The following is a 24,085-nucleotide window of genomic DNA, read 5'->3' on the forward strand; positions in this document are numbered from 1 at the left end:
GGCCCGCCCGCGCTTCATCGTCCCGCTCGCGCGACGACGAAGCGCCGCCTCCGTCTTCCGGCACGCTGTGGGATGAACCGTCGCCGCCGGCCGCAGCGCCGAAGCACGGCCGACGCCGGCGCGGCGTGCCGCCCGCGCCGATCTCCGACGACGTCGCGGCGCTGGCCGCCGCGCTGCCGCCGAACGTGCGGCTCGGCACGTCGTCGTGGTACTTCCCCGGCTGGAACGGCATCGTGTTCGACGGCGACTTCGCGCAGACAAAGCTGTCGCGCGAAGGGCTCGAAGCGTACGGCGCGCATCCGCTGCTCCGGAGCGTGAGCCTGGACCGCTCGTTCTACGGCCCGCTGTCGGTGGCCGACTATCTGCGCTACGCGCAACAGGTGCCCGACGACTTCCGCTTCGTCGTGAAGGCGCCGGCGTCCGTCACCGACGCGGTCGTGCGCGGCCGGCGCGGCGAGCCGGAAGGGCCGAATCCGACCTTTCTCGACGCGCGGCTTGCCACCGACGAATTCGTGCAGCCCTGCATCGAAGGGCTCGGCAACAAGGCGGGCGTGCTCGTATTCCAGTTCTCGCCGCTGCCGGACCGGCTGCTCGCGGAGCCGGCCGCGCTGATCGACCGGCTGTCCGCATTCTTCGCGGCGCTGCCGCCGCTGCCGCCTGATGCCGACGGCCCGCGCTATGCGATCGAGATTCGCGACGCGAGCCTGCTGACGCCGCGCTTCATCCGCGCGCTGGCCGCGCTCGGCGTGCGGTACTGCGTCGGCCTGCACGCGCGCATGCCGGACCCGCTGCGGCAGGCCGCGGCGCTCGCCCTGCTCGACGGCGACGCGCCGGGCCCGCTGATCGTGCGCTGGAGCCTGCACGGCGGCTTCAAGTACGAACAGGCGAAGGCGAAATACGAACCGTTCGACAAGCTCGTCGACGAAGATCCGGCGACGCGCTCGGCGCTCGCCGAGCTGGCCGCGCGCTATGCGCTGGCCGGGCAGCCGGTGATCATCACGATCAACAACAAGGCGGAAGGCTCCGCGCCGCTGTCGTGCATCGCGCTCGCGCGCGAGATCGCCGCCGCGTGCGCGCAGTTGCGCAGCGACGCGGCGTAGGGTCGGTTCCCGCCGCTCACGCGCCGCGTTGCGACTTCAGCCGGTGCGCGAACTTCTGGCGGAATTTCGCGAGCTTCGGCCCGATCACGACCGAGCAGTAGCCCTGCCCCGGATTGCGCGCGTAATAGTTCTGGTGATAGTCCTCGGCCGGCCAGTAGTTGCCGTCGAGCGGCACGACCTGCGTGACGATCGGCTGTGCGAACACCTGCTCGCGCTCCAGCTCGCGAATCACGTCGAGCGCGGTGTCGCGCTGCGCGTCCGAATGCGTGAACACGACCGACCGATATTGCGTGCCGACGTCGTTGCCCTGCCGGTTCAGCTGCGTCGGATCGTGCGTCGCGAAGAAAATCTCGAGGATCTCGCGATAGCCGATGCGCGCGGGATCGAACGTCACGTTGACGACCTCCGCGTGGCCCGTGTCGCCTTCGCACACGTCGCGATAACCGGGATTGCGCGTATGGCCGCCCGCGTAGCCGGACTGGACGGCGGTCACGCCGTCGACGTCGAGAAACACCGCTTCCGTGCACCAGAAGCATCCGCCGCCCAATGTCGCGGTTTCAAGCATGTCGTTCACCATGAAATCAGCACCTCGTTGATCACAGGGGCAGGCGCCCGTGCGCCCGTCCCACCGAACCGTGTCGCCGGCTGCCGTCCGTGCGGACGACGCGGCACGCCGCCCAGTATCTCACTCGCGCGCGAAGCCGGCAGGCAGCGGCGTGCGCAGCACCCGCCCGTCGTGCGTTTCTCGCCTACACTTGCAGGCACGCGCGACGCGACGACGATCGCGCTCCACGCGGCATCACGCGCAATCGTCCGCCGAAACATCGATACGGATGCCTTAACAGATACCGACGCGTCGTCGGCGCCGCTACGCACGCGCGCAGCGAATAGCGCGCACGAGATTCCGTTCAACCGAGAGGGCTTCACCATGAGCATGCGGCCTGACCCGACGTTTTACGCTTCGCCGGAACTTGCGATGCAGGCACCGGCGGAAGAATTTGCCTATACGTTGTTGCTGAGCCCCGATTTTTCCAGACCCGACGCGCTCGCGGTGATCGACGTGAAGCGCGGCTCGCCCACATACGGAAAAATCGTCCGCACGGTGACGATGCCGAATACCGGCGACGAGTTTCACCACTTCGGATGGAATGCCTGTTCGTCGGCGCTGTCGCCGCTGACCGGTCATGCGTTTCTCGAACGCCGCTTCCTGATCGTTCCGGGCCTGCGCTCGTCGCGCGTGTACGTGATCGACACGAAGCCGCATCCGACGCAGGCGCGCATCCACCGGATCGTCGAATCCGACGAGATCTTCGCGAAGACCGGCTATTCCCGGCCGCACACCGTGCACTGCGGCCCCGAAGGCATCTACGTGAGCACGCTCGGCGGCGCAGGCAAGGACGGCACCGACGGGCCGCCCGGCATCTTCATCATGGATTGCGAGACGTTCGACGTGCTCGGCCGCTGGGAGATCGATCGCGGCCCGCAGGACAAGCACTACGACTTCTGGTGGAACCTGCCGCGCGACTACATGGTGTCGAGCGAATGGGCGCTGCCGCCGCAGTTCGAGAACGGGATCGTGCCGGAAGACCTGCTCGCGAACCGCTATGGACACCGGCTGCATTTCTGGGACTTGCGTGCGCGCCGCCACGTGCAGACGATCGATCTCGGCGCGCAGCATCAGATGGCGCTCGAAGTGCGTCCCGCGCACGATCCGGCGCGCGAATACGGGTTCGTCGGCGTCGTGGTCGATACGACGAATCTCGAAGGATCGATCTGGACCTGGTGGCGCGAAGGCGGCAAGTTCCATGCGAAAAAGACCGCGACGATCGCGGCCGAACCGGCCGCGGCCGACGAACTGCCGCCGCTGTTGAAGTCGTTCGGCGCCGTGCCGCCGCTCGTCACCGACATCGACCTGTCGCTCGACGACCGTTTCCTGTACGTGTCGTGCTGGGGCACCGGCGAGATGCGCCAATACGACGTGTCGGATCCGCACAACCCGGTGCTGGCCGGTTCGGTGCGCATCGGCGGCATCGCGCGCCGCACGCCGCATCCGAACGGCCGCGCCTTCGCCGGCGGTCCGCAGATGGTCGAGATCAGCCGCGACGGACGGCGCGTGTACTGGACGAACTCGCTGTACTCGACATGGGACGACCAGTTCTACCCGGACGGCGTGCCGGCCGCGCAAGTGCTCGCGGATGCGGGGCCGCAGGGCGGGCTGACGCTCGCCGACGATTATTGGGTCGAGTTCCCCGACGGCTATCGCGCGCACCAGATCCGGCTCGAAGGCGGCGACTGCTCGACCGACTCGTTCTGCTATCCGTCGGTCTCGCGTTGAGCGGCAACCTCTCATCGTCCACGCAGTTCGCGCTGTGGGCGGCCGTGCTCGCGAGCGGCGTCTATCACGGCTCGAATCCGGCGATGGGCTGGCCGCTCGCGGTGGCGAACGGGCTGATGACGCGCCGCGGCAGCGCGCTCGCGGCGGCGCTCGGCTATCTCGCGCTCGGACACGCGCTCGCCGTACTCGCGGTGATGCTGCCGTTCGGGCTGCTCGCCGCGCTGCTCGCGTGGCAATCGGCGATCCGGATCGGCGCGGGCGCGCTGGTGATCGGCTTCGGCGTCGCGCTGCTGATTCGTCGCCGGCATCCGCGCGCGCTCGCGCGGATTGCGCCGACACGGCTCGCGCTGTGGTCGTTCGCAGTCGCGATCGCGCATGGCGCCGGGCTGATGCTGGTGCCGATCTATCTCGGGCTGTGCGGGCTCGACGCGGATGCCGGCCACCGTGCGGCGACCGCGCTCGTCGACGCGGACCTCGGAATGGCGCTCGTCGTCGCGGCCGTACACGCGACCGCGATGATCGCCGCCGGCGGCACGCTCGCGTGGATCGTCTACCGCCATGTCGGGCTGAAGTTCGTGTCGCGGAGCTGGTTCAATCTCGACGCGGTGTGGGCGTCGAGCCTGATCGTGACGGGCGCGCTCGCGCTCGGGCTGGCAGCCGCGCGATAGCGCGGGCGCGGACCGCGGCACGCGAAAGCGCAGCGCCCGACGAAAACGCAGCGGAACGCCGGCGTGTGCGCCGCGCACCACGACGCGCGGCCGCGTCGCGGCAGTGTTCGCTACGTCACCCTGCCCGCTCGATGCGCGGCCCGGCCGGGTCCGGCGCGTCCGATTCCGCTAAAATCGGGCCCATGCGAACCTTTTCCCGCTCGACCGCCTTGTCGCCTTTCGTCCGCTTCGCCCGCCGCATCCGCCGTGCGCCGCGCCTGTCCGTTTCGTTCGGGATGATTGCACGATGAGCCGCGCCAACCCGCCGGATTTCGATTCGGTCGCCTTCCGCCAGGCGCTCGGCCAGTTCGCGACGGGCGTGACCGTGATCACGACGCGCGCACCGTCCGGGCAATTGATCGGCATCACCGCGAGCTCGTTCAACTCGGTGTCGCTCGACCCGCCGCTCGTGCTGTGGAGCCTCGCGCACAAATCGGCGTCGACGCCCGTGTTCCGCACCAACAGTCATTACGTCGTCAACGTGCTCGCCGCGTCGCAGCTCGACCTGTGCAAGCGCTTCTCGACCTACAAGGGCGACCGCTTCGAAGGCATCGCGCACGTGGCCGGCAATTCCGGCATGCCGGTGCTCGACGGCGCGCTCGCGTGGTTCGAATGCCACAACCGCAGCCGCTACGACGAGGGCGACCACGTGATCTTCGTCGGCGAAGTGGAGCGCTGCGGCGTGCGTGCATGCGACGCCGCGCCGCCGCTCGTGTTCCACGGCGGCGGCTTCCACGGCCTCACACCGCTTTGATCGCACCGGTGCGCGCAAGCCCGACCGGCGCGCCCGCTTCGTCCTTCAGCGTCTGCAGCACGATGTTCGAACGGATGTCCATCACGCCCGGCGCCTTGTACAGCCGGTTCAGCACGAAATCCGAATAGTGCTTGAGGTTGTGCGCGAGCACGCGCAGCAGATAGTGGCTCTCGCCGGTCACGACAAATGCGCCGATCACCTCCGGCCATTCGCGCAGCGCCTCGGCGAACCGTTCGTGCCACTGGTTCTCCTCGTTGCGCATCGACACCTGCACGAACGCCTCGAGCTCGAAGCCGAGCTTCTCGCGGCTCAGGCACGCGCGATAGTGCTCGATCACGCCCTGCTCCTCGAGCAGGCGCATGCGGCGCAGGCAGGCCGACGGTGAAAGCGAGATACGTTCCGCCAAGTCGAGATTGCTGATTCTGCCTTCCTCCTGCAGGACGGCGAGAATCCGGCAGTCGGTGGCATCGAGCGTGATCGCGTGCATTTTTGGTCCCCCTTTTCCGTCTGATTCGAATTATCTGCCAATCGGGCGGATTGTCCATGTTTATTTCGCAAGCACTTTCTGCGAGCGTCCGCCTATCATTCGAAGGATCGATTCACCGATTCGTCATGGCATGGACACACTCTGGGACATCTCGCCGCCGATCAGCCCCGCAACCCCCGTATGGCCGGGCGACACGCCGGTTTCGGTCGAACGCGTGTGGCGGATGGAGGCCGGCTCGCCGGTCAACGTCGCGCGCGTGACGCTGTCGCCGCACACCGGCGCGCACTGCGATGCGCCGCTGCATTACGACGCCGACGGCGCGCCGATCGGCGCGGTGCCGCTCGACACCTATGTCGGCCCGTGTCGCGTGATTCACTGCATCGGCGCGGCGCCGCTCGTGCAGCCGGCCGACGTCGCGGCCGCGCTCGACGGCGTGCCGCCGCGCGTGCTGCTGCGCACGTACGCGAATGCGCCGACCGCGCACTGGGACAGCGCGTTCTGCGCGGTCGCACCGGACACCGTCGATCTGCTTGCCGCGCACGGCGTGAAGCTGATCGGCATCGACACGCCGTCGCTCGATCCGCAGGAATCGAAGACGATGGACGCGCACCGCCGCGTGCGCGCGCACCGGATGGCGATCCTCGAAGGGATCGTGCTCGACGAGGTGCCGCCCGGCGACTACGAGCTGATCGCGCTGCCGCTGAAGTTCGCGACGCTCGACGCGAGCCCCGTGCGCGCGGTGCTGCGCGCGCTGTCCGCACGCGCTTCCTGACTCCTCCGATCATTCCGACCCACGACCTACATCATGATCCACACCCGTGAAGACGCGCTCGCGCTCGATCGCGACGACCCGCTCGCCCCGCTGCGCGACCAGTTCGCGCTGCCCGACGGCGTGATCTACCTCGACGGCAACTCGCTCGGCGCGCAGCCTCGCGCATCCGCCGAGCGCGCGCAGCAGGTGATCGGCGCCGAATGGGGCGAAGGCCTGATCCGCAGCTGGAACACGGCCGGCTGGTTCTCGCTGCCGCGCCGCCTCGGCGACAAGCTGGCGACGCTGATCGGCGGCGCGCCGGGCGAAACCGTCGTGACCGACACCATTTCGATCAACCTGTTCAAGCTGCTGTCGGCGATGCTGCGCTATCAGGCCGAACGCGCGCCCGAGCGCCGCGTGATCGTGTCGGAGCGTTCGAACTTCCCGACCGACCTCTATATCGCGCAAGGGCTCATCGAGCAGCTCGGCGGCGACTACAAACTGCGCCTGATCGACGATCCCGCCGAGCTGCCCGACGCGCTCGGCCCGGACACCGCCGTCGCGATGATCACGCACGTGAACTACCGCACCGGCTACATGCACGACATGGCCGCCGTCACGCAGCTCGCGCACGATGCGGGCGCGCTGATGCTGTGGGATCTCGCGCACTCGGCCGGCGCGGTGCCGGTCGATCTGAACACCGCACGCGCGGACGGCGCGGTCGGCTGCACGTACAAGTATCTGAACGGTGGCCCCGGCTCGCCGGCGTTCGTGTGGGTGCCGCAGCGCCACCACGCGCATTTCTCGCAGCCGCTGTCCGGCTGGTGGGGCCATCGCGCGCCATTCGCGATGCAGCCCGGCTTCGCGCCCGACCCTGGCATCGCGCGCTTCCTGTGCGGCACGCAGCCGATCGTGTCGATGTCGGTGGTCGAATGCGGGCTCGACGTGTTCCTGCAGACCGACATGCAGGCGATCCGTCGCAAGTCGCTCGCGCTGGCCGACGCGTTCATCGCGCTCGTCGAGGCGCGCTGCGCGGGCCGCTCGCTGAAGCTCGTCACGCCGCGCGCGCACCATCAGCGCGGTTCGCAGGCGAGCTTCGAGCATCCGCACGGCTATGAAGTGATGCAGGCGCTGATCGCGCGCGGCGTGATCGGCGACTACCGCGAGCCGTACGTGCTGCGCTTCGGCTTCACGCCGCTCTATACGCGCTTCGTCGACGTGTGGGATGCCGTCGAGACGCTGCGCGAGATTCTGGACACCGACGCATGGAAGGCGCCCGAGTTCGCGGAGCGCGGCGCGGTGACCTGATCGGCCGACGCCCGCACGCGCCCACGCGTGCCGCGGGCCGTCCTTCAATCCTGGAGAAAGTCGTGAATTCTGGTCATATGCAACCGCCGGGCGGCGACGCGCCGGCCGGCTGCCCGTTCTCGGGCGCACGTGCGGGCGCGCCCGCGCATGCCGCGCACGAAGCGCCGCACGTGCCGGGCGATGCCGGCGACGAAACCGGCTGGCACAACGCGCAGCTCGATTTTTCGAAGTCGATGAGCTACGGCGACTACCTGTCGCTGAATGCGATTCTGAACGCGCAGCATCCGCTGTCGCCCGATCACAACGAGATGCTGTTCATCATCCAGCATCAGACGAGCGAGCTGTGGATGAAGCTCGCGCTGTTCGAACTGCGCGCGGCACTCGACGCGGTCCGGCGCGACGCGCTGCCGCCCGCGTTCAAGATGCTCGCGCGCGTGTCGCGGATCCTCGAGCAGCTCGTGCAGGCGTGGAACGTCCTGTCGACGATGACGCCGTCCGAGTACTCGGCGATGCGACCGTATCTCGGCCAGTCGTCGGGCTTCCAGTCGTACCAGTACCGGCAGCTCGAATTCCTGCTCGGCAACAAGAACGCGCAGATGCTGCAGCCGCACGCGCACCGGCCCGACATCCTCGAACAGGTGCGCGCGACACTCGACGCGCCGTCGTTCTACGACGAGGTCGTGCGTCTGCTCGCGCGGCGCGGGTTCCCGATCGCGCCGTCGCGGCTCGACCGCGACTGGCGACAGCCGACGCAGCACGACGAAACCGTCGAAGCCGCGTGGCTCGAGGTGTACCGTCATCCGCAGCAGCACTGGGAGCTGTACGAGATGGCCGAGGAGCTCGTCGATCTCGAGGACGCGTTCCGCCAGTGGCGCTTCCGGCACGTGACGACGGTCGAGCGCATCATCGGCTTCAAGCAGGGCACCGGCGGCACGAGCGGCGCTCCGTATCTGCGCAAGATGCTCGACGTCGTGCTGTTCCCGGAGCTGTGGCACGTGCGCACGACGCTGTGATGCACGTCGTCGGCCTGCCGTCGCGGTGACGCGCGGGCCGTTCGTCGCCGCGTCGCACCGCGCGCGACGGCGACGGTCGGTGCCGCCGCACCGCGACCAGCGCCACGCGCACCGCCGTAATCGGCGGCGCCGACGCCCGGTACACCACGTGCGGAACCGCCGGGCCGATCTTCACGTCGACATTCCCGCAAAGTGCGTGAGACCGCCTCGCCGCGCGGCTCGATTGGCGGTCGGATCGGCTCATGCGCTCCATCGCAAGAGCGCGCCGACAATACTGGCGAAATCGTCGTCATTCCGCCGTGCGGTCAGCAAAGCTGCCGCCATATCGTTGCCGCGCCGCAGCATCCACGGCGCTCGGCGTCGCCCGATCGTCAAGACCCGCAGGATCGGCACAAACCGACGCGCGCACCCTGCTCCCCTGTCCGCTTTACGGGCTCCGGCGGCAACCGCAAACCGCCGCCGCAACGCACCATCGAAATCCGGCGTCCGTGCCTTGACTTTCGCTCACCCGAATACGATCATTCGCTCACACTCAGAGCAAAAGATCGTATTCGATAGCGCGGATCGCGGGTCAAACGGCCAACCGACCGGGATCCGTCCGCGCCAGGAGACACCGGATGACCGACTCGCCGTCCACTCCCGCACGCGTGCTGCTGCACATCGGCGCGGGCTCGTTCCACCGCGCGCATCAAGCGTGGTATCTGCACCGCGTCAACGAAGCCGCGCCGCCCGACGAGCGCTGGTCGCTCGTCGTCGGCAACATCCGCGACGACATGCGCGCGACGATGGACGCGCTCGCCGCGCAGCACGGCGCGTACACGCTCGAAACGGTCACGCCGCAAGGCGTGCGCGCGTACGAAACGATCCGCGCGATCACGCGCGTGCTGCCGTGGTCGATCGATCTCGCCGCACTGATCGACGCGGGCGCCGACCACGCGTGCCGAATCGTGTCGTTCACCGTCACCGAAGGCGGCTACTACCTCGACGAGCACAACCGGCTCGACTGCGCGAATCCCGATCTCGCGGCCGATCTCCAGGGCGCGCGCACGACGCTGTACGGCGCGCTCGCCGCGCTGCTCGCCGAGCGCGTGAAGCGCGGCGCGGGCCCGCTCACGCTACAGAGCTGCGACAACCTGCGCAGCAACGGCGCGCGCTTTCGCGCGGGGATGCGCGAATTCCTCGAACGGCGCGGACAAACCGACTTGCTCGCATGGTTCGACGCGAACGTCGCGACGCCGAGCGCGATGGTCGACCGGATCACGCCGCGCCCGACCGCCGACGTGCGCGAACGCGTGCGCGCGGCCACCGGCGTCGACGATGCATGCCCGGTGATGGGCGAATCGTTCATCCAGTGGGTGATCGAAGACCGCTTCGCGGCCGGGCGGCCGCGCTGGGAGCTCGCCGGCGCGGAACTCGTCGACGACGTGCACCCGTACGAGGAAGCGAAGATCCGCATTCTGAACGCGACGCACAGCTGCATCGCGTGGGCCGGCACGCTCGCCGGCTACACGTATATCCACGAAGGCACGCACGACGCGGCGATCCGCGGGTTCGCGCACGACTACGTGACGCAGGACGTGATCCCGTGCCTCACGCCGAGCCCGCTCGATCTCGGCCGCTACCGCGACGTCGTGCTCGAACGCTTCGGCAACCCGTACGTGCTCGACACGAACCAGCGCGTCGCCGCGGACGGCTTCTCGAAGATCCCCGGCTTCATCGCGCCGACGCTCGCCGAATCGTTCGCGCGCGGCGCGACGCCGATCGCGACCGCGGTGCTGCCCGCGCTGTTCCTGCGCTTTCTCGAACGCTGGGCGCGCGGCGCGCTGCCGTACGCATACCAGGACGGCGTGATGGACGAAGGCGCCGCGCGCGAGATCGTCGCGGCCGCCGATCCGGCCGTCGCGCTATGCGGCAATCGCGCGCTGTGGGGCTCGCTCGCCGGCAACGCGGCACTGCTCGATGCGCTGCGCGCGGCGCTCGCGCGCGTCGACGCGTGGCTCGCACAGCGCTGACGCACGCGCACGCGCGCCGGCCAGCCGCGCATCCGGGCGAACCTGTGTTGGCACGCGTGCGGCCGCGCGGCTAAAGTAGCGGCTCCCCACTGACGCAACGGATCGCTCATGTATCTCGGCATCGACCTCGGCACCTCCGAAGTGAAGGTGCTGCTGCTCGCCCCCGACGGCACGGTCGTCGGCACCGCGGGCACGCCGTTCAGCGTGTCGCGGCCGCATCCGCGCTGGGCCGAGCAGCATCCGGACGACTGGTGGCGCGGCACGCTCGCCGCGGTCGCGGCGCTGCGCGAACGGCATCCGCACGCGTTCGCGCAGGTGCGCGGCATCGGCCTGTCGGGACAGATGCACGGCGCGGTGCTGCTCGGCCGCGACGATCGCGTGCTGCGCCCGGCGATCCTGTGGAACGACATGCGCAGCGCGGACGAATGCGCGCTGCTGACCGAGCGCGCGCCCGATCTGCACGCACTCGCCGGCAATCTCGCGATGCCCGGCTTCACCGCGCCGAAGCTGCTGTGGGTCGCGAAGCACGAACCGGACGTGTTCGCGGCCATCGCGTGCGTGCTGATGCCGAAGGACTACCTGCGCTTCCGGCTGACGGGCGCGAAGGTGTCCGATCCGTCCGACGCGGCCGGCACGCTGTGGCTCGACGTCGCGCGCCGCGACTGGTCGGACGCGCTGCTCGACGCCTGCGCAATGACGCGCGACCAGATGCCGCGCATCGTCGAAGGCAACGCGCCGTCCGGCACGCTGCGCGCGGACGTCGCGCGCGAACTCGGACTGTCCGAAGCGGTGGTCGTGGCCGGCGGCGGCGGCGACAACGCGACCAGCGCGCTCGGCATCGGCGCGATTCACGCGGGTGACGGCTTCGTGTCGCTCGGCACGTCGGGCGTGCTCAGCGTGGTCGGCGACCGCTTCATGCCGAATCCGGCGTCGGCCGTGCACGCGTTCTGCCACGCGATTCCCGACCGCTGGCAGTTGATGAGCGTCGTGCTGTCGGCCGCGAGCTGCCTGCGCTGGGTCTGCAAGCTGACCGGCACCGACGAGCCCGCGCTGCTCGCCGAAGTCGACGCGCTCGACGCCGGCGCGCTCGCCACCGCGCCGCTGTTTCTGCCGTACCTGTCCGGCGAGCGCACGCCGCACAACGATCCGTATGCGCAAGGCGTGTTCTTCGGGATGACCCATGCGACCGAGCGCGCGCATCTCGGCTACGCGGTGCTCGAAGGCGTGACGCTCGGCCTCGCCGACGGCCTCGACGCGCTGCATGCGGCCGGCGTCGAAACCGATCGGCTGTCGCTGATCGGCGGCGGCGCGCGCAGCGCGTTCTGGGCGCAGCTGATCGCCGACGCGCTGAACGTGCGCACGCGCCAGCACGGCGGCGGCGAAACCGGCGCGGCGCTCGGCGCGGCGCGGTTGGGCTGGCTCGCCGTCGGCGGCGATCCGCATACGGTGCTGACCAAGCCGCCGGTGCGCGCCGAATACGCGCCGAATCCGTCGCGCCACGCGACGCTGCGCGAGCGTCTCGACGCGTTCCGCACGCTGTATCGGCACGTGCGCCCGCTGTACGAACCGTCGCGCGCGCGGCTCGCGTAACGGCCCCGCGCCGCGCATTCCACCGGCCGTGTGCATCGCATCGGCTACAGTCGATGCCGTTGCGCCGCCCGACCGGCGACCCTGATCCGAACCGAACCGCTATCGTGTCCAAGTCCTCAGAAAAACTCGATCTCGCCACGCGCGCCGCGTGGCTCTACTACGTCGCGGGCGACACGCAGAACGAAATCGCCGAAAAGCTGCAGGTGTCGCGCCCGGTCGCGCAGCGCCTCGTCGCGTTCGCGATCGAGAAGAACCTGATCCGCGTGCGCGTCGATCACCGGCTCGCCGACTGTCTCGATCTCGGCGCGCAGCTGTCGAAACGTTACGGGCTCGCGATGTGCGAAGTCGTGCCGGTCGATGCCGACGCGCCCGACGCGATCGACCGCAAGCTCGCAGTCGCCGGCGCGCAGGTGATGGAGCGCTATCTGAGCGAAACGCGGCCGATGGTGATCGCGGTCAGCAGCGGCCGCACGCTGAAGGCGGCGGTCGCGCAGATCGCGCAGATCGACCGGCCGCAGCACCGGCTCGTGTCGATGGTCGGCGCGATCGCCGCCGACGGCTCGTCGAACCGCTACGACGTCGCGCAGTACATCTCCGAGAAGACCGGCGGCAAGCACTTCCTGCTGCCCGCGCCGCTGTTCGCCGACAGCGACGCCGAGCGCGCGCAGTGGTGCAATCACCGGCTGTACCGGATCGTCGACGCGCTGTCGGGCAAGGCCGACGTCGCGTTCGTCGGGATCGGCAACATCGGCCCGCACTGTCCGCTGTACGAAGACGGCTTCATCACCGAACAGGAGCGCGACGAGATGATCGCGCGCGGTGCGGTGGCCGAGCTGCTCGGCGTGCCGATCGACGCGCAGGGGCGGCTCGTCGACGTGTCGACGAGCGCGCGCGTGACGAGCGTGCCGCTCGCGACGCCGCCGAAGCGGCCGACGATCGCGTTCGCCGGCGGCCCGAAGAAGCGCGACGCGGTGATCGCCGCGCTGCGCGGCGGCTGGGTGTCGGGGCTCGTCACGGACGAGACCTGTGCGCGGGCGGCGCTCGACGCGACGCCGGCCTGACCGCGCACCGCACCGCTCGCACCGCTCACGCCACGCGCCGCGCCGAAAACGCGTGCCGGCGCGCACGCCACGCGCCGAGCCACGCGGCGCTCAGCAGCGCGACGAGCACCCACGGAATCGGGCCCGCGCCGGCCGCATCGAGCAGCATGCCGCCCGCGATACCGCCGCCGGCGATCGCCAGGTTCCACACCGTGACGAGCATCGATTGCGCGACGTCGGCCGCGTCGCCCGCGGCCTGTGCGGCCGCGGTCTGGAACAGCGTCGGCGCGCCGCCGAACGCAAGCCCCCACAGCGCGACGCCCGCATAGACGGTTGCCATTCCGGTGCCGGCGCCGAGCATCAGCGCGGCGAGCGCGAACAGCGCGATGCTCGCGAACGTGAGCCGCCGCTGCGCGGCGCCGATCCATGCGCCCGTCAGCGCGATACCGACCAGCGACGCGACGCCGAACGCGAACAGCACCGCATCGACCTGAGCGCCCATCCGCTCGCGCGCGAGAAACGGCGCGATGTACGTGTACAGCATGTTGTGCGCGAGTACGTACGCGAACATCACGGTCAGCACGGCGCGCACGCCCGGCAGCCGCAGCACCGCGAGCACCGGCTCGCGCGAACTCGCCGGCTGCCCCGGATAGTCCGGCAAGCGCAGCCGGACCCAGCCGATCAGCGCGAGCGCCGCGAGCGTGATGCCCGCGAACGCGACGCGCCAGCCGAGCGCCGCTCCGAGCGCGGTGCCCGCAGGAATGCCGATCGACATCGCGACCGGCACGCCGAGCATCGCGACGGCGATCGCGCGGCCGCGCAGGTGTTCGTCGACCAGCCGGCTCGCGTAGCCGGCCAGCAGCGCCCACAGCAGTCCGGCCGACATGCCGGCGACGAAGCGCGCGGCGAGCGTGAGCGCGTAGTACGGCGACACGGTCGTCAACGCGTTCGACACGACGAAGCCGGCCAGCGCCGCGATCAGCAGACGGCGGCGCGCGACCCCGCGCGTCGCGGCCACGATCGGGATCGCGGCGACGATCGAGCCGAGCGCATAGACGGTCACGAGCTGGCCGATCAGCGCGTCGGTCACGCGCAGATCGGCGCTCATCAGCGGCAGCAGGCCGGCCGGCAACGCTTCGGTCAGGACCGTGATGAAGCCGGCCGTCGCGAGCGCGAGCAGGTTCGCGACCGGCAGGCGCGCGGCCGCACGGGCCGGCGTCGCGGACATCGATACGCAATCGCTCATGCCGCCCTCCTCGCGCCGTACACCGCATCGCGCACGTCGGTGACGAATCGGCCGTGCATGCCCTCGTACAGCGTGTTGGTCAGCGCGACGACCGTGAGCCCGGCCGCACGGTCGACGAACCACGCGTGCCCGTACGCGCCGCCCCAGCGCCACGTACCGACCGACTCGGGCGACTGCGCGGCAACCGGATCGCGCAGCACCGAAAAGCCGAGTCCGAAACCGAAGCCGGGCGCATCCGGCAACTCGTGCGCGCCGGGCTGGATGCGCGCCATCTCGTCGATCCATTCGCGCGCGAGCCAGCCGTCGCGGCCGGTGCGCAGCGCGTCGAACAGCGCGACACAGTCCGCCGCGCTGCCGATCATGCCGGCGCCGCCGGACGGCCACGCATCGCGATCGAATGCGCGCGCGGGTTCGAAGCGGATCCCGACCGTGCCGTCGATGGCCGCGACGACGTCGACGTCCGCCATTCGCCGCGGCGCATGCGCGGTACTCACGTAAGGCGTCGCGACGCGCGCGGCATCGTGCGCGACGAACGCGGTGTCGGTCATGCCGAGCGGCGTCGTGACGAGCTCGGCCACCGCGTCGGCGAGCGGCCGGCCGTCGACCGCCTCGATCAACGCGCCGACCACGTCCGTCGCGAGCGAATATCTCCACGACGTACCGGGCGCGAACTGCAGCGGCACGCGCGCGATGCGCCGCACGTTCTCTGCGAGCGACACGCGTGCGCGGTCCATTCCGTCCGACACGCCGGCTCGCGCATACGGGCCGTCGTCGTCGGCTTCGAGAAAGCGATAGCCGAGGCCCGCCGTATGCGACAGCAGATGCCGCAGCGTGATGCGCGCCGGCGCGCCGTCGGGCAGCGTCGGCCGGAACGCGGGGAGCCAGCGCGCGACCGGTTCGTCGAGCGCGACGCGTCCGGCGGCGACGAGCCGCATCGCGGCGGCCGTCACGATCGGTTTCGTCACGGACGCGAGCCGGAACAGCGTGTCCTCGCGCATCGGCGTGCGGGCCTCGCGATCGGCAAGGCCCGCTGCGCACGTGTAGCGCAGCTCGCCGTCGCGCGCGACCATCACGACCGCGCCGACGATCCGTTCGTCCGCGAGCGCGCGATCGAGCACGTCGTCGAGCCGCATGCGCAGCGCGTCGTCCGGCTCGCGGTCGCGGGCAATCACAGGCAGGGATGACATGGCAATGACCTCGATGAATGAACGAACGCTCATCGTAGGGAGCCGGCAAACGAAGAAAAACTGGGCTAGAGTTCCGGACAGTCCGGACATCGACGTCCGTAATCGGGAACCTGCATGGAGAATCTGGGCGGCTTCGTCGTATTCGTTCAGGTCGCGGAAACGCGCAGCTTCGTCGCGGCCGGCCGCGCGCTCGGGCTGTCCGCGTCAGCGGTCGGCAAACGCATCGCGCGGCTCGAGGCGCGGCTGAACGTGCGGCTCTTTCATCGCAGCACGCGCAGCGTCACGCTGACCGCCGAAGGCACGCGCTTTCTCGAGCGCTGCCGCCGCGTGATCGCGGAGATCGACGCGGCCGAGCGCGAGCTCACACAGAGCGTCGAAGCGCCGCGCGGGCGCCTGCGCGTGAGCCTGCCGACGATCGGCACGCTGATGCTGCCGGTGCTCGCCGACTTCATGACCGCGTATCCGGAGATCGAGCTGGATCTCGATTTCAGCGATCGGCTCGTCGACGTCGTCGACGAAGGGTTCGATGCGGTGCTGCGCACCGGCCGTCCCGCCGATTCGCGGCTGTCGTCGCGACTGCTCGGCCATTTCCGCCAGCATCTGGTCGCGTCGCCCGACTACCTCGAACGGCACGGGACGCCGCGCACGCCGGCCGATCTCGCGCGGCACCGCTGCCTGCACTACCGGTTCCCGAGCAGCGGCAAGCTCGAAATCTGGCCGCTGCGCGCATCGCGCTCGCACGCACCGCCGGCCGTGCCGGTGTCGATGGTCAGCAACAACGCGGAAACGCGCCTGTGCTTCGCGCTGCGCGGGCTCGGCATCGCGTGCCTGCCCGAGTTCTTCGTGCGCGAACCGCTCGATGCCGGCACGCTGCGCACCGTGCTCGACGACTACGTCGCGAGCCGCACGCCGGTCTACGTGCTGTGGCCGTCAGGCCGCCATCCGACGCCGAGGCTGCGCGCGTTCGTCGATCACATGGTCGAGCACCTGCCGCTGTAATCCGCGCGCCGCGTCACGCCGCCTTCGCGTGCGCGCCCAGCCGCCGGAACGCCTGTCCTTGCTCGTCGAACAGATGGCAGTGCTCGGCGTCCGCGTGCATCTGCAGCACCTCGCCGGTGCGGTACGTATCGAACGGCGGGATGCGCGCGATCAGCCCGTCCGGCGCGACCGGCGACTCGGCGTACAGATACGCGGCGTCGCCGAGCGATTCGACGGCCATCGTCTTCGCGCTCACGCGTTGCGCCGCCGCACCGACGAGCAGATGCTCGGGCCGCACGCCGACGGTCACCGGCGCGCCGCGCTGCAATCCGGCGGCGTCGACCGCGACGCGCTGCGTGTCGCCGCTGTCGAAGCGCACGAGCACGCCGCCCGCATCGATCGACTCTGCGGTGCCTTTCAGGAAGTTCATCTTCGGCGAGCCGATGAAGCCCGCGACGAACTGATTCGCGGGCGCGTGATACAGCGCGTTCGGCGTGCCGACCTGCTGTACCTCGCCGCCCGACAGCACGACGATCTTGTCGGCGAGCGTCATCGCTTCGACCTGGTCGTGCGTCACGTAGATCATCGTCGTCTTCAGCTCGTCGTGCAGCCGCGCGAACTCGAGCCGCATCTTCACGCGCAGCGCGGCGTCGAGGTTCGACAGCGGCTCGTCGAACAGGAACACCTTCGGCTTGCGCGTGATCGCGCGGCCGATCGCGACGCGCTGCCGCTGGCCGCCCGACAGCTGCTTCGGCTTGCGGTCGAGCAGATGGTCGATGTGCAGGATCTTCGCGGCCTGCCTGACCGCCTGGTCGATCTCCGGCTTTTTCGCACCGGCGAGCTTCAGGCCGAACGCCATGTTGTCGTACAGCGTCATGTGCGGGTACAGCGCATACGACTGGAACACCATCGCGATGCCGCGCTTCGCGCTCGGCACGTCGTTGACCTTCGCGCCGTCGATCAGCAGGTCGCCGCTCGAGATGTCCTCGAGCCCGGCGATCATCCGCATCAGCGTGGATTTGCCGCAGCCGCTCGGGCCGACGAACACGACGAATTCGCCGTCGGCGATGTCGAGGTTCACGTTGCGCAGCACTTCGTTGTCGTCGTAGCGCTTCGCGATATTGCGCAGGAGCACGCTTGCCATGATCTGTCTCCGTTCGTTCGTGATGCGTGATGCGTGATGCGCCGCGTCGAGCGCGACGCGCAATCGTTCGTGGCCGTCAGCCCGGCAGCACCGCGCCGGTCGCGTGCCAGCGCGCGACGTAGCCGGGCAGCTCGCGCATGTCGTCGAACACGTGGCGCGCGCCGATCCCGCGCAGCGCGTCGATCTGCGCGGCCGACGCATGCCCGCCGCCGACGAAGCCGAGCACGGTCATCCCGGCCGCGGCGGCCGCGGTGATGCCGGTCGCGCTGTCCTCGACGACCAGGCATTGCGCGGGCGCGACGCCGAGCGCGTGCGCGGCCGCGAGATACACGTCCGGCGCGGGCTTCGGCCGCGCAACCGCGTCTGCGCAGAACAGGCGCCTGCCGAAGAAGCGCGCGAGGCCGGTGCGCGCGAGCGCCGCCTCGACGTACGCGCGGTAGCTGTTGCTCGCACAGGCCTTCGTCAGCGGGATGTCGGCGAGCGCCGCGTCGATGCCGTCGACCGCCGGTGCGTTGACGGCCGCCGCTTCGACCGCCGCGCGGATCGCGTCGACGTCGTCGGCCGACAGCGTGCGGCCGAGCGCGTCGGCCGCGCCCGCGAGCACGCGCTCGATGCGCAGCCCGAGCAGCGGCATCACGGCCGGCCGCGCATCGACGCCCGGCCAGCGCGCACCGAGCTCCTGCACGATCACGTCGGCAGCGACCGCTTCGCTGTCGATCAGCACGCCGTCGCAGTCGCAGATCAGCACGCTCGCGCCTTCGCCGGCCAAGCCTTTGCCGGCCGCGCCTTTGCCGGCCGCGCTCATTTAACAGCCCCGAACGTGAGCCCGCGCACGAGCTGCTTCTGCGACAGCCAGCCGACGATCAGGATCGGCGCGACCGCGAGCAGCGACGCCGCGGACAGCTTCGCCCAGAACAGCCCTTCCGGACTCGAGTACGACGCGATGAACACGGTCAGCGGCGCGGCGTTCGAGCTCGACAGGTTGATGCTCCAGAACGCCTCGTTCCACGACAGGATCACGAGCAGCAGCGCGGTCGACGCGAGGCCCGGCAGCGCCATCGGCATCAGCAGGTACACGATCTCCTGCCACGTCGACGCGCCGTCGATGCGCCCCGCCTCCAGAATGTCCTTCGGAATCTCGTTGAAGTACGTGAAGGTCATCCACACCGCGATCGGCAGGTTGATCAGCGTGTAGACGATCACGAGGCCGGAAACGGTATCGAGCAGCCCCGCGTTCTTCCACAGCAGGTAGATCGGCACGAGCACGCCGACCGACGGCATCATCTTCGTCGACAGCATCCACAGCAGCACCTTCTGCGTGCGCCGGTTCGGGAAGAACGCCATCGCGTACGCGGCAGGCACCGCGAGCAGCAGGCAGATCGCCGTGACGCCGGCCGAGATCAGCACCGAGTTCCATGCGAACGCGAAGTAGTTGCTGCGCGCGAACACCTCGCGGAAGCTGTCGAGCGTCGGCACGAACAACAGCGACGACGCGTACGCCTGCTGCTCGGTCTTGAACGCGGTGATCGCCATCCAGAAGATCGGGAAGAACAGCAGCAGCGCGATCAGCCACGCGAGCGCGCCCGGCAGCGCGCGCCGCACGACGTCGAACACGGCCGGCGTGCGGCGGTTCTCGAAGGTCAGGTCGCTCATTTCTCGTACTCTCCCTTCAGGTTGCGCGCGAGCATCCGCACGAGGAAGAACGACACGACGTTCGCGACCACGACGGCGATGATCCCGCCCGCGGACGCGAGGCCGACGTCGAACTGCTGCAGGCCGAGCGCGTAGATCAGGTACGACAGGTTGGTCGTCGCGTTGCCGGGGCCGCCGCCGGTCGTCGTGTAGATTTCCGCGAAGATCGACAGCAGGAAGATCGTCTCCATCATCACGACGACGGCGATCGCGCGCTTCAGGTGCGGCAGCGTGATGTAGAAGAACATCGCGATCGGCCCCGCGCCGTCGATGCGCGCGGCTTCCTTCTGCTCCTGGTCGAGCGACTGGATCGCGGTGAACAGGATCAGGAACGCGAACGGCAGCCACTGCCACGCGACGATCATGATCACCGCGACGAGCGGATAGTCGGCGAACCAGTCGACCGGCGTCAGCCCGAGTGCGCGCATCGCGTTCGCGACGAGCCCGTACACCGGATGCAGGATCATGTTCTTCCAGATCAGCGCGGACACCGTCGGCATCACGAAGAACGGCGCGATCGCGAGCAGCCGCGCGATGCCCTGCCCATAGAACTTGCGGTCGAACAGCACGGCCATCAGCACGCCGCCGACCACCGTGATCGCGAGCACCGCGCCGATCAGCACGAGCGTGTGCCAGATCGCGGGCAGGAACGACGGATCGGTCGCCAGGAAGCGGTAGTTGTCGAACCCGGCGAAGCCTTTCACGTCCGGGTTCAGCAGGTTGTAGCGCGAGAACGAATACCAGATCGTCATCGCGAGCGGAATCGACATCCACAGCAGCAGCACCGCGACGGACGGCGACACGAGCCAGCTCGCGCCGCCGCGTGCGCGACGCGGCGCGCCGGGCGGCGACGACGCGTCGCCGACCGACGGCGCATGGCTCAGGGGAATACGCAAGTGACGCATGATCGGAGTCCCTCCGGTTGATGCGCGGGCACGTACGGCTGCCCGCGCTGCAGCTTCGGCCGCGCACCGCGCCGGCGCACGGTGCGCGGCACGTTACTTCCGGTAGCCGGCCTGACGCACGGCGCGGTCGGCGGCGGCCTGTCCGGCGGCGAGCGCCTGATCGACCGTCATCTGGCCGGCCACCGCGCCGGCGATCGCCTGACCGACGACCGTGCCGAACGACTGGAATTCGGGAATCCCGACGTACTGGACGCCCGTGTACGGCACCTTCTTCAGCGACGGATCGTTCGGGTCCGCCGTCTCGATCGCCTTCAGCACGAAATCGGAGAACGGCGCGGCGGCCTTGTACTCGGCGCGCTGATAGGTCGACGTGCGCGTGCCCGGCGGCACCGACGCCCAGCCCTCGTCCTTGCCGACCATCTCGATGTACTGCTTCGACGTCGCCCACGCGACGAACTTGCGCGCGGCGTCCTGCTGCTTCGACGTCTTCGGGATCGCGAGCGCCCACGCCCACAGCCAGTGCGAGCCCTTCGGCGTGACGGCGACCGGCGCGGCCGCGAAACCGATCCTGTCCGCGACCTGCGACTGCTGCTTGTTGTACAGCATCCCGGCCGCGACCGTCGCATCGATCCACATCGCGCACTTGCCGGACGCGGTCAGCGTCAGGTTCTCGTTGAAGCCGTTCGAGCTCGCTCCCGGCGGGCCGTCCTTCTTCAGCAGGTTCACGTAGAACGTGATCGCCTTCTTCCATTCCGGCGACGTGAGCTGCGCGTTCCAGTTCTCGTCGAACCAGCGCCCGCCGAACGTGTTCACGACCGTCGACACGTACGCCATGTTCTCGCCCCAGCCGGCCTTGCCGCGCAGGCAGATTCCGTAGATGCCCTTCGACTTGTCGGTGAGCTTGTCCGCGAATTCGGCGATCTGGTCGTAGGTCGGCTGATCGGGCATCTTCAGTCCCTTCGCCGCGAACAGGTCCTTACGGTAGAACGTCATCGAGCTCTCGACGTAGAACGGCAGCGCATACAGCTGACCGTTGTACGACAGGCTGTCGCGCGCGGTCTTCACGATGTCGTTCAGGTCGTAGTCGGCCGGCAGTCCGGTCATCGGCGCGAGCCAGCCGCGCTTGCCCCACTGCGGCGTCTCGTACGTGCCGATCGCCATCACGTCGAACTGGCCGCTGCCGGTCGTGATGTCGGTCGTCGCGCGCTGACGCAGCACGTTCTCCTCGAGGATCACCCAGTTCAGCTTGATGTCCGGGTTCGCCTTCTCGAACGCCGGCGACAGCTTCTTCAGCTCGATCATGTCCGGGTTGTTCAGCGTCGCGATCGTCAGCGTGCCCGCGGATGCGGCGCATGCGGCCGTCGCGAACGCGGCGCCGGCGAAACGGCGTACGGCGGCGGCAAGCATCTTTCGTTGCATGGCATGTCTCCTTATGTCCGTGATTATCGAGGTCGGTGTTGCGTCGCTTCCTTCACGGCCCGTCACGCCGGCCGCTGCATCCCGCACGCGCGCGCATAGTGCGCGATCACGTCGCGTATCCGATGGCGCACCCACGCGCGCGGTTCGTTCGCGAGAGTGCCGGCGCGGCATGCCGCGTACACGTCCGGCAGCCACTGCGCGACGAGCGTCTCCGGCACCGGCTGCCGCGCGAGATTCGCGAACAATCGTTCGACCGCCGCCGCGACCGCGGGCTGCAGCCAGTAGTAGCGGATCCGGTCGCTGTAGCTGAACTGGCGCGCGAGCCGCTGCTCGGTCTCGTCGCCGCGATAGTACGGCGCCCAGTGCTCGGGCTGCGCGCGCATCGCCGCGTCGACGACGTCGCGCAATTGCGAGCGCTGCGCCGCATCGTCGATCAGCGCTTCCTCGATGAACGTCAACGCGAACAGCGCCTCGCGCAGCGCGAACGTCAGCGCGGGGCCGACCTTCAGCACCGCAAAGTGGTCGCGCACCAGCGCGGCGAGCGCGCGCTCGGTCTGGTAGTCGGTCGAGTGCGCTTCGAACACGAGGCGCGGCACGCGCAGGATGCTCGCGCCGAGCGACGCGGCCTTCGCGCTGTCGTAGTCGAGCACGTGGCGATCGTCGAAATCGACGCCCGGCTGCGCGACGATCGCGACCACGCGCGACCACGCGTCGTCGAGGCCGGCCGCCGCGAACGCCGTGCGGTGCGCGTCGAGCGTCGCCGCGACGCTGTCGGCGCGCGTCACGGCGATTCGCGCGATCGAGTCGCCGTCCCGATCGCCGCTCACTTCGCCGCCCGGCGTCGGCACTTCGGTGCCGATCACGTAGACCGGCGCGATCCCCGCGCGCGACGCCGCATCTTCGGCCGCGCGGCACAGCACGGCGGCCCGTGCGGCGATCGTGCGATCGTCGAGCCGCGCCGGATCGTCCGCGCACGCCATGCTCGCGTCGAGATGGATCTTCTCGAAGCCGGCGTCGACGTACGCGGCGACCATCGCCGCAGCGTCGCGCATCGCGTCGGCCGCGCGGCGGTGCCGCCACGGGTTCGGGCCGAGATGATCGCCGCCGAGCACGAGCGCGGACGGCGCGAGCCCGCAGCGCTCGGCGATCGCATCGACGTCGCGGCGGAAATCCGCGGGCGTCATGCCGGTATAGCCGCCGAGATGATTGACCTGGTTGCAGGTCGCCTCGATCAGCAGCGGCGAACCGTCCGCGCGCGCGGTTTCGCACGCGGCCTCGAGCACGAGCCGGTGCGCGCTGCAGATCGAATAGATGCCGCGCTGCGCGTCCGCGCGATTCGCGTCGAAGATCATCCGCAGCACGGCTTCGGCGTGGGCGCCGCGCGTGCGCTCGACAATGCTCGTCACGCCGGACATGCGACACCTCGTTCGGTCAGGAAGCGGTCGATCTCGGCCGCGCCGCTGTTGCCCTCCATCGGCCCGCGCCGCGTGACCGCGATCGCGCCGGCCGCATTCGCGCGACGCAACGCGGCGTCGATCGGCATGCCGCCGACGAGGCTCGCGACCAGCGTGCCGCCGAAGCAGTCGCCGGCGCCGGTCGGATCGACTTCGTCGACCGGCCACGCCGGCACGTCGACGCGGCCCGTGCGGTCGAACGCGGCGCTGCCGGCCGCGCCGCGCTTGAGCACGACGCGCTCGAGCAGCGGATGCGTCGCGAGCAGGCCCGCGATCGCGCGCTCGGCCGGCTGCGGCCCGCAGAAGAACGGCAGATCCGCTTCGCTCGGCAGGAACAGGTGGCATGCGGCGAGCATCTCGTCGAGCGCCGCGCGCATCGGTCGAAAGCTGAGCATCTCGGGCCGCACGTTCGGGTCGAACGACACCTTCGCGCCCGCGCGCGCAGCTTCGATCACGCCGCGCCGGACGGCCGCGATCGCCGAGTCGCTCGTCAGCGACGAGCCCATCACGTGAAAGTAGCGGCAACCGTCGAACATCGACGCGTCGACGTCGGACGCGTCGATGCACGCGGCCGCGCTCGCGGACAGATTGAAGACGAAGCTGCGCGAGCCGTCGTCGCGATAGGCGACGAACGCGGTGCCGGTCGGGCGCGCGGCGACGCGGCGAACGCGCGCGACGTCGACGCCGTCGCGTTCGAGCCGCGCGACGATCGCGTCGCCGAACGCATCGCGGCCGACGCAGCCGGCATACGCGACGCGCGCGCCGAGCCGCGCCGCCTGATCGGCGAAGATCGCGGGCGCGCCACTCGGAAACGGTCCGGCGAACAGGCCCGGCGCATCGAAGCCCTGGCCGCGCTCGGCGGCGACGAATTCGGCCAGCAGTTCGCCGGCGACGACGATCTCGGCCATCATCCGCGCCCTCGTGCAGCGCGGCACGCGTGCGGCGCGCACCTCGCGGATTCGA

22 protein-coding genes are annotated in these 24,085 nt (G+C 69.8%); 11 read left to right on the plus strand and 11 right to left on the minus strand.

Annotated features, from left to right (window positions below):
- A partial coding sequence (locus BUB20358_RS16095) for a DUF72 domain-containing protein (protein ID WP_174905088.1) occupies window positions 1–1,100 on the plus strand: 1,100 nt, incomplete at its 5' end.
- A 16-nt stretch (window positions 1,101–1,116) separates the two neighbouring features.
- Here BUB20358_RS16095 and msrA read toward each other — a convergent pair.
- Window positions 1,117–1,677, minus strand: coding sequence for a peptide-methionine (S)-S-oxide reductase MsrA (gene msrA / locus BUB20358_RS16100; protein WP_006763555.1), 561 nt, complete (start codon window positions 1,675–1,677; stop codon window positions 1,117–1,119).
- Window positions 1,678–2,028: 351 nt separating this feature from the next.
- Between msrA and BUB20358_RS16105 the strand changes: the two genes are divergently transcribed.
- The 3 genes from BUB20358_RS16105 to BUB20358_RS16115 all read left to right on the plus strand — a co-directional run bounded on the left by BUB20358_RS16105 (window position 2,029) and on the right by BUB20358_RS16115 (window position 4,896).
- Window positions 2,029–3,435, plus strand: a complete 1,407-nt coding sequence (locus BUB20358_RS16105) for a selenium-binding protein SBP56-related protein (RefSeq protein WP_006763554.1) — start codon at window positions 2,029–2,031, stop codon at window positions 3,433–3,435.
- Window positions 3,432–4,103 (plus strand): hypothetical protein, encoded by a 672-nt coding sequence (locus BUB20358_RS16110; protein ID WP_006763553.1) that lies wholly within the window; start codon window positions 3,432–3,434, stop codon window positions 4,101–4,103. The genes BUB20358_RS16105 and BUB20358_RS16110 overlap by 4 nt, the downstream gene beginning before the upstream one ends.
- Before the next feature lie 286 nt (window positions 4,104–4,389).
- A complete protein-coding gene (locus BUB20358_RS16115; RefSeq protein WP_006763552.1) occupies window positions 4,390–4,896 on the plus strand; it encodes a flavin reductase family protein in 507 nt (168 codons plus the stop codon).
- On the opposite strand, the gene BUB20358_RS16120 is transcribed toward BUB20358_RS16115, so the two are convergent.
- Window positions 4,883–5,383: an Lrp/AsnC family transcriptional regulator gene (locus BUB20358_RS16120; protein ID WP_006763550.1), complete on the minus strand. Its 501-nt coding sequence runs from the start codon at window positions 5,381–5,383 to the stop codon at window positions 4,883–4,885. The two genes, BUB20358_RS16115 and BUB20358_RS16120, sit on opposite strands and share 14 nt — an antisense overlap.
- 130 nt (window positions 5,384–5,513) lie before the next feature.
- Between BUB20358_RS16120 and kynB the strand changes: the two genes are divergently transcribed.
- The 6 genes from kynB (at window position 5,514) to BUB20358_RS16150 (ending at window position 13,118) form a co-directional block, all read left to right on the plus strand.
- On the plus strand, window positions 5,514–6,155 hold the full coding sequence (gene kynB / locus BUB20358_RS16125) for an arylformamidase (protein ID WP_045552414.1): 642 nt from the start codon (window positions 5,514–5,516) through the stop codon (window positions 6,153–6,155).
- Window positions 6,156–6,188: 33 nt separating this feature from the next.
- Window positions 6,189–7,442, plus strand: a complete 1,254-nt coding sequence (gene kynU / locus BUB20358_RS16130; RefSeq protein WP_006763549.1) for a kynureninase — start codon at window positions 6,189–6,191, stop codon at window positions 7,440–7,442.
- 77 nt (window positions 7,443–7,519) lie between these two features.
- Complete coding sequence (gene kynA / locus BUB20358_RS16135; protein ID WP_006763548.1) at window positions 7,520–8,455, plus strand: tryptophan 2,3-dioxygenase; 936 nt, start codon at window positions 7,520–7,522, stop codon at window positions 8,453–8,455.
- 617 nt (window positions 8,456–9,072) lie between these two features.
- Complete coding sequence (gene dalD / locus BUB20358_RS16140) at window positions 9,073–10,467, plus strand: D-arabinitol 4-dehydrogenase (protein WP_006763547.1); 1,395 nt, start codon at window positions 9,073–9,075, stop codon at window positions 10,465–10,467.
- A 108-nt stretch (window positions 10,468–10,575) separates the two neighbouring features.
- Window positions 10,576–12,057 carry a xylulokinase gene (xylB, locus tag BUB20358_RS16145; RefSeq protein ID WP_006763546.1) on the plus strand — a complete coding sequence of 494 codons (1,482 nt, stop codon included), beginning with the start codon at window positions 10,576–10,578 and terminating at the stop codon, window positions 12,055–12,057.
- A 53-nt stretch (window positions 12,058–12,110) separates the two neighbouring features.
- Entirely contained in the window at window positions 12,111–13,118 is a 1,008-nt protein-coding gene (locus tag BUB20358_RS16150) for a sugar-binding transcriptional regulator (RefSeq protein ID WP_006763545.1), read from the plus strand.
- A gap of 25 nt (window positions 13,119–13,143) precedes the next feature.
- Here BUB20358_RS16150 and BUB20358_RS16155 read toward each other — a convergent pair whose 3' ends face one another.
- Together BUB20358_RS16155 and BUB20358_RS16160 are read right to left on the minus strand one after the other, a co-directional pair.
- The gene (locus BUB20358_RS16155) at window positions 13,144–14,343 is read right to left on the minus strand and encodes an MFS transporter (RefSeq protein ID WP_035971821.1); all 1,200 of its coding nucleotides are present in this window, start codon (window positions 14,341–14,343) and stop codon (window positions 13,144–13,146) included.
- Window positions 14,340–15,530, minus strand: a complete 1,191-nt coding sequence (locus BUB20358_RS16160; protein ID WP_035971820.1) for a serine hydrolase domain-containing protein — start codon at window positions 15,528–15,530, stop codon at window positions 14,340–14,342. Before BUB20358_RS16160 ends, BUB20358_RS16155 begins: the two co-directional genes overlap by 4 nt.
- A 114-nt stretch (window positions 15,531–15,644) precedes the next feature.
- On the opposite strand from BUB20358_RS16160, the gene BUB20358_RS16165 reads away from it, so the two are divergent.
- Window positions 15,645–16,529: a LysR family transcriptional regulator gene (locus BUB20358_RS16165; protein WP_006763543.1), complete on the plus strand. Its 885-nt coding sequence runs from the start codon at window positions 15,645–15,647 to the stop codon at window positions 16,527–16,529.
- Between the two features lie 13 nt (window positions 16,530–16,542).
- On the opposite strand, the gene BUB20358_RS16170 is transcribed toward BUB20358_RS16165, so the two are convergent.
- From BUB20358_RS16170 to BUB20358_RS16200, 7 genes are all read right to left on the minus strand, one after another.
- Window positions 16,543–17,652, minus strand: a complete 1,110-nt coding sequence (locus tag BUB20358_RS16170) for an ABC transporter ATP-binding protein (RefSeq protein ID WP_006763542.1) — start codon at window positions 17,650–17,652, stop codon at window positions 16,543–16,545.
- A 76-nt stretch (window positions 17,653–17,728) separates the two neighbouring features.
- Entirely contained in the window at window positions 17,729–18,457 is a 729-nt protein-coding gene (locus tag BUB20358_RS16175; protein WP_006763541.1) for an HAD family hydrolase, read from the minus strand.
- Window positions 18,454–19,305, minus strand: coding sequence for a carbohydrate ABC transporter permease (locus BUB20358_RS16180; protein WP_006763540.1), 852 nt, complete (start codon window positions 19,303–19,305; stop codon window positions 18,454–18,456). The genes BUB20358_RS16175 and BUB20358_RS16180 overlap by 4 nt, the downstream gene beginning before the upstream one ends.
- Window positions 19,302–20,249, minus strand: coding sequence for a carbohydrate ABC transporter permease (locus BUB20358_RS16185; protein WP_006763539.1), 948 nt, complete (start codon window positions 20,247–20,249; stop codon window positions 19,302–19,304). Before BUB20358_RS16185 ends, BUB20358_RS16180 begins: the two co-directional genes overlap by 4 nt.
- 93 nt (window positions 20,250–20,342) lie before the next feature.
- Window positions 20,343–21,668, minus strand: a complete 1,326-nt coding sequence (locus BUB20358_RS16190) for an ABC transporter substrate-binding protein (RefSeq protein ID WP_006763538.1) — start codon at window positions 21,666–21,668, stop codon at window positions 20,343–20,345.
- A gap of 62 nt (window positions 21,669–21,730) precedes the next feature.
- Window positions 21,731–23,083 carry a D-tagatose-bisphosphate aldolase, class II, non-catalytic subunit gene (locus tag BUB20358_RS16195; protein WP_035971818.1) on the minus strand — a complete coding sequence of 451 codons (1,353 nt, stop codon included), beginning with the start codon at window positions 23,081–23,083 and terminating at the stop codon, window positions 21,731–21,733.
- On the minus strand, window positions 23,071–24,030 hold the full coding sequence (locus BUB20358_RS16200; RefSeq protein WP_006763536.1) for a sugar kinase: 960 nt from the start codon (window positions 24,028–24,030) through the stop codon (window positions 23,071–23,073). The genes BUB20358_RS16195 and BUB20358_RS16200 overlap by 13 nt, the downstream gene beginning before the upstream one ends.
- Window positions 24,031–24,085 lie beyond the last annotated feature (55 nt).

The sequence above is a fragment of the Burkholderia dolosa genome (genome assembly GCF_902499135.1).
GTDB classification, from domain to species: domain Bacteria; phylum Pseudomonadota; class Gammaproteobacteria; order Burkholderiales; family Burkholderiaceae; genus Burkholderia; species Burkholderia dolosa.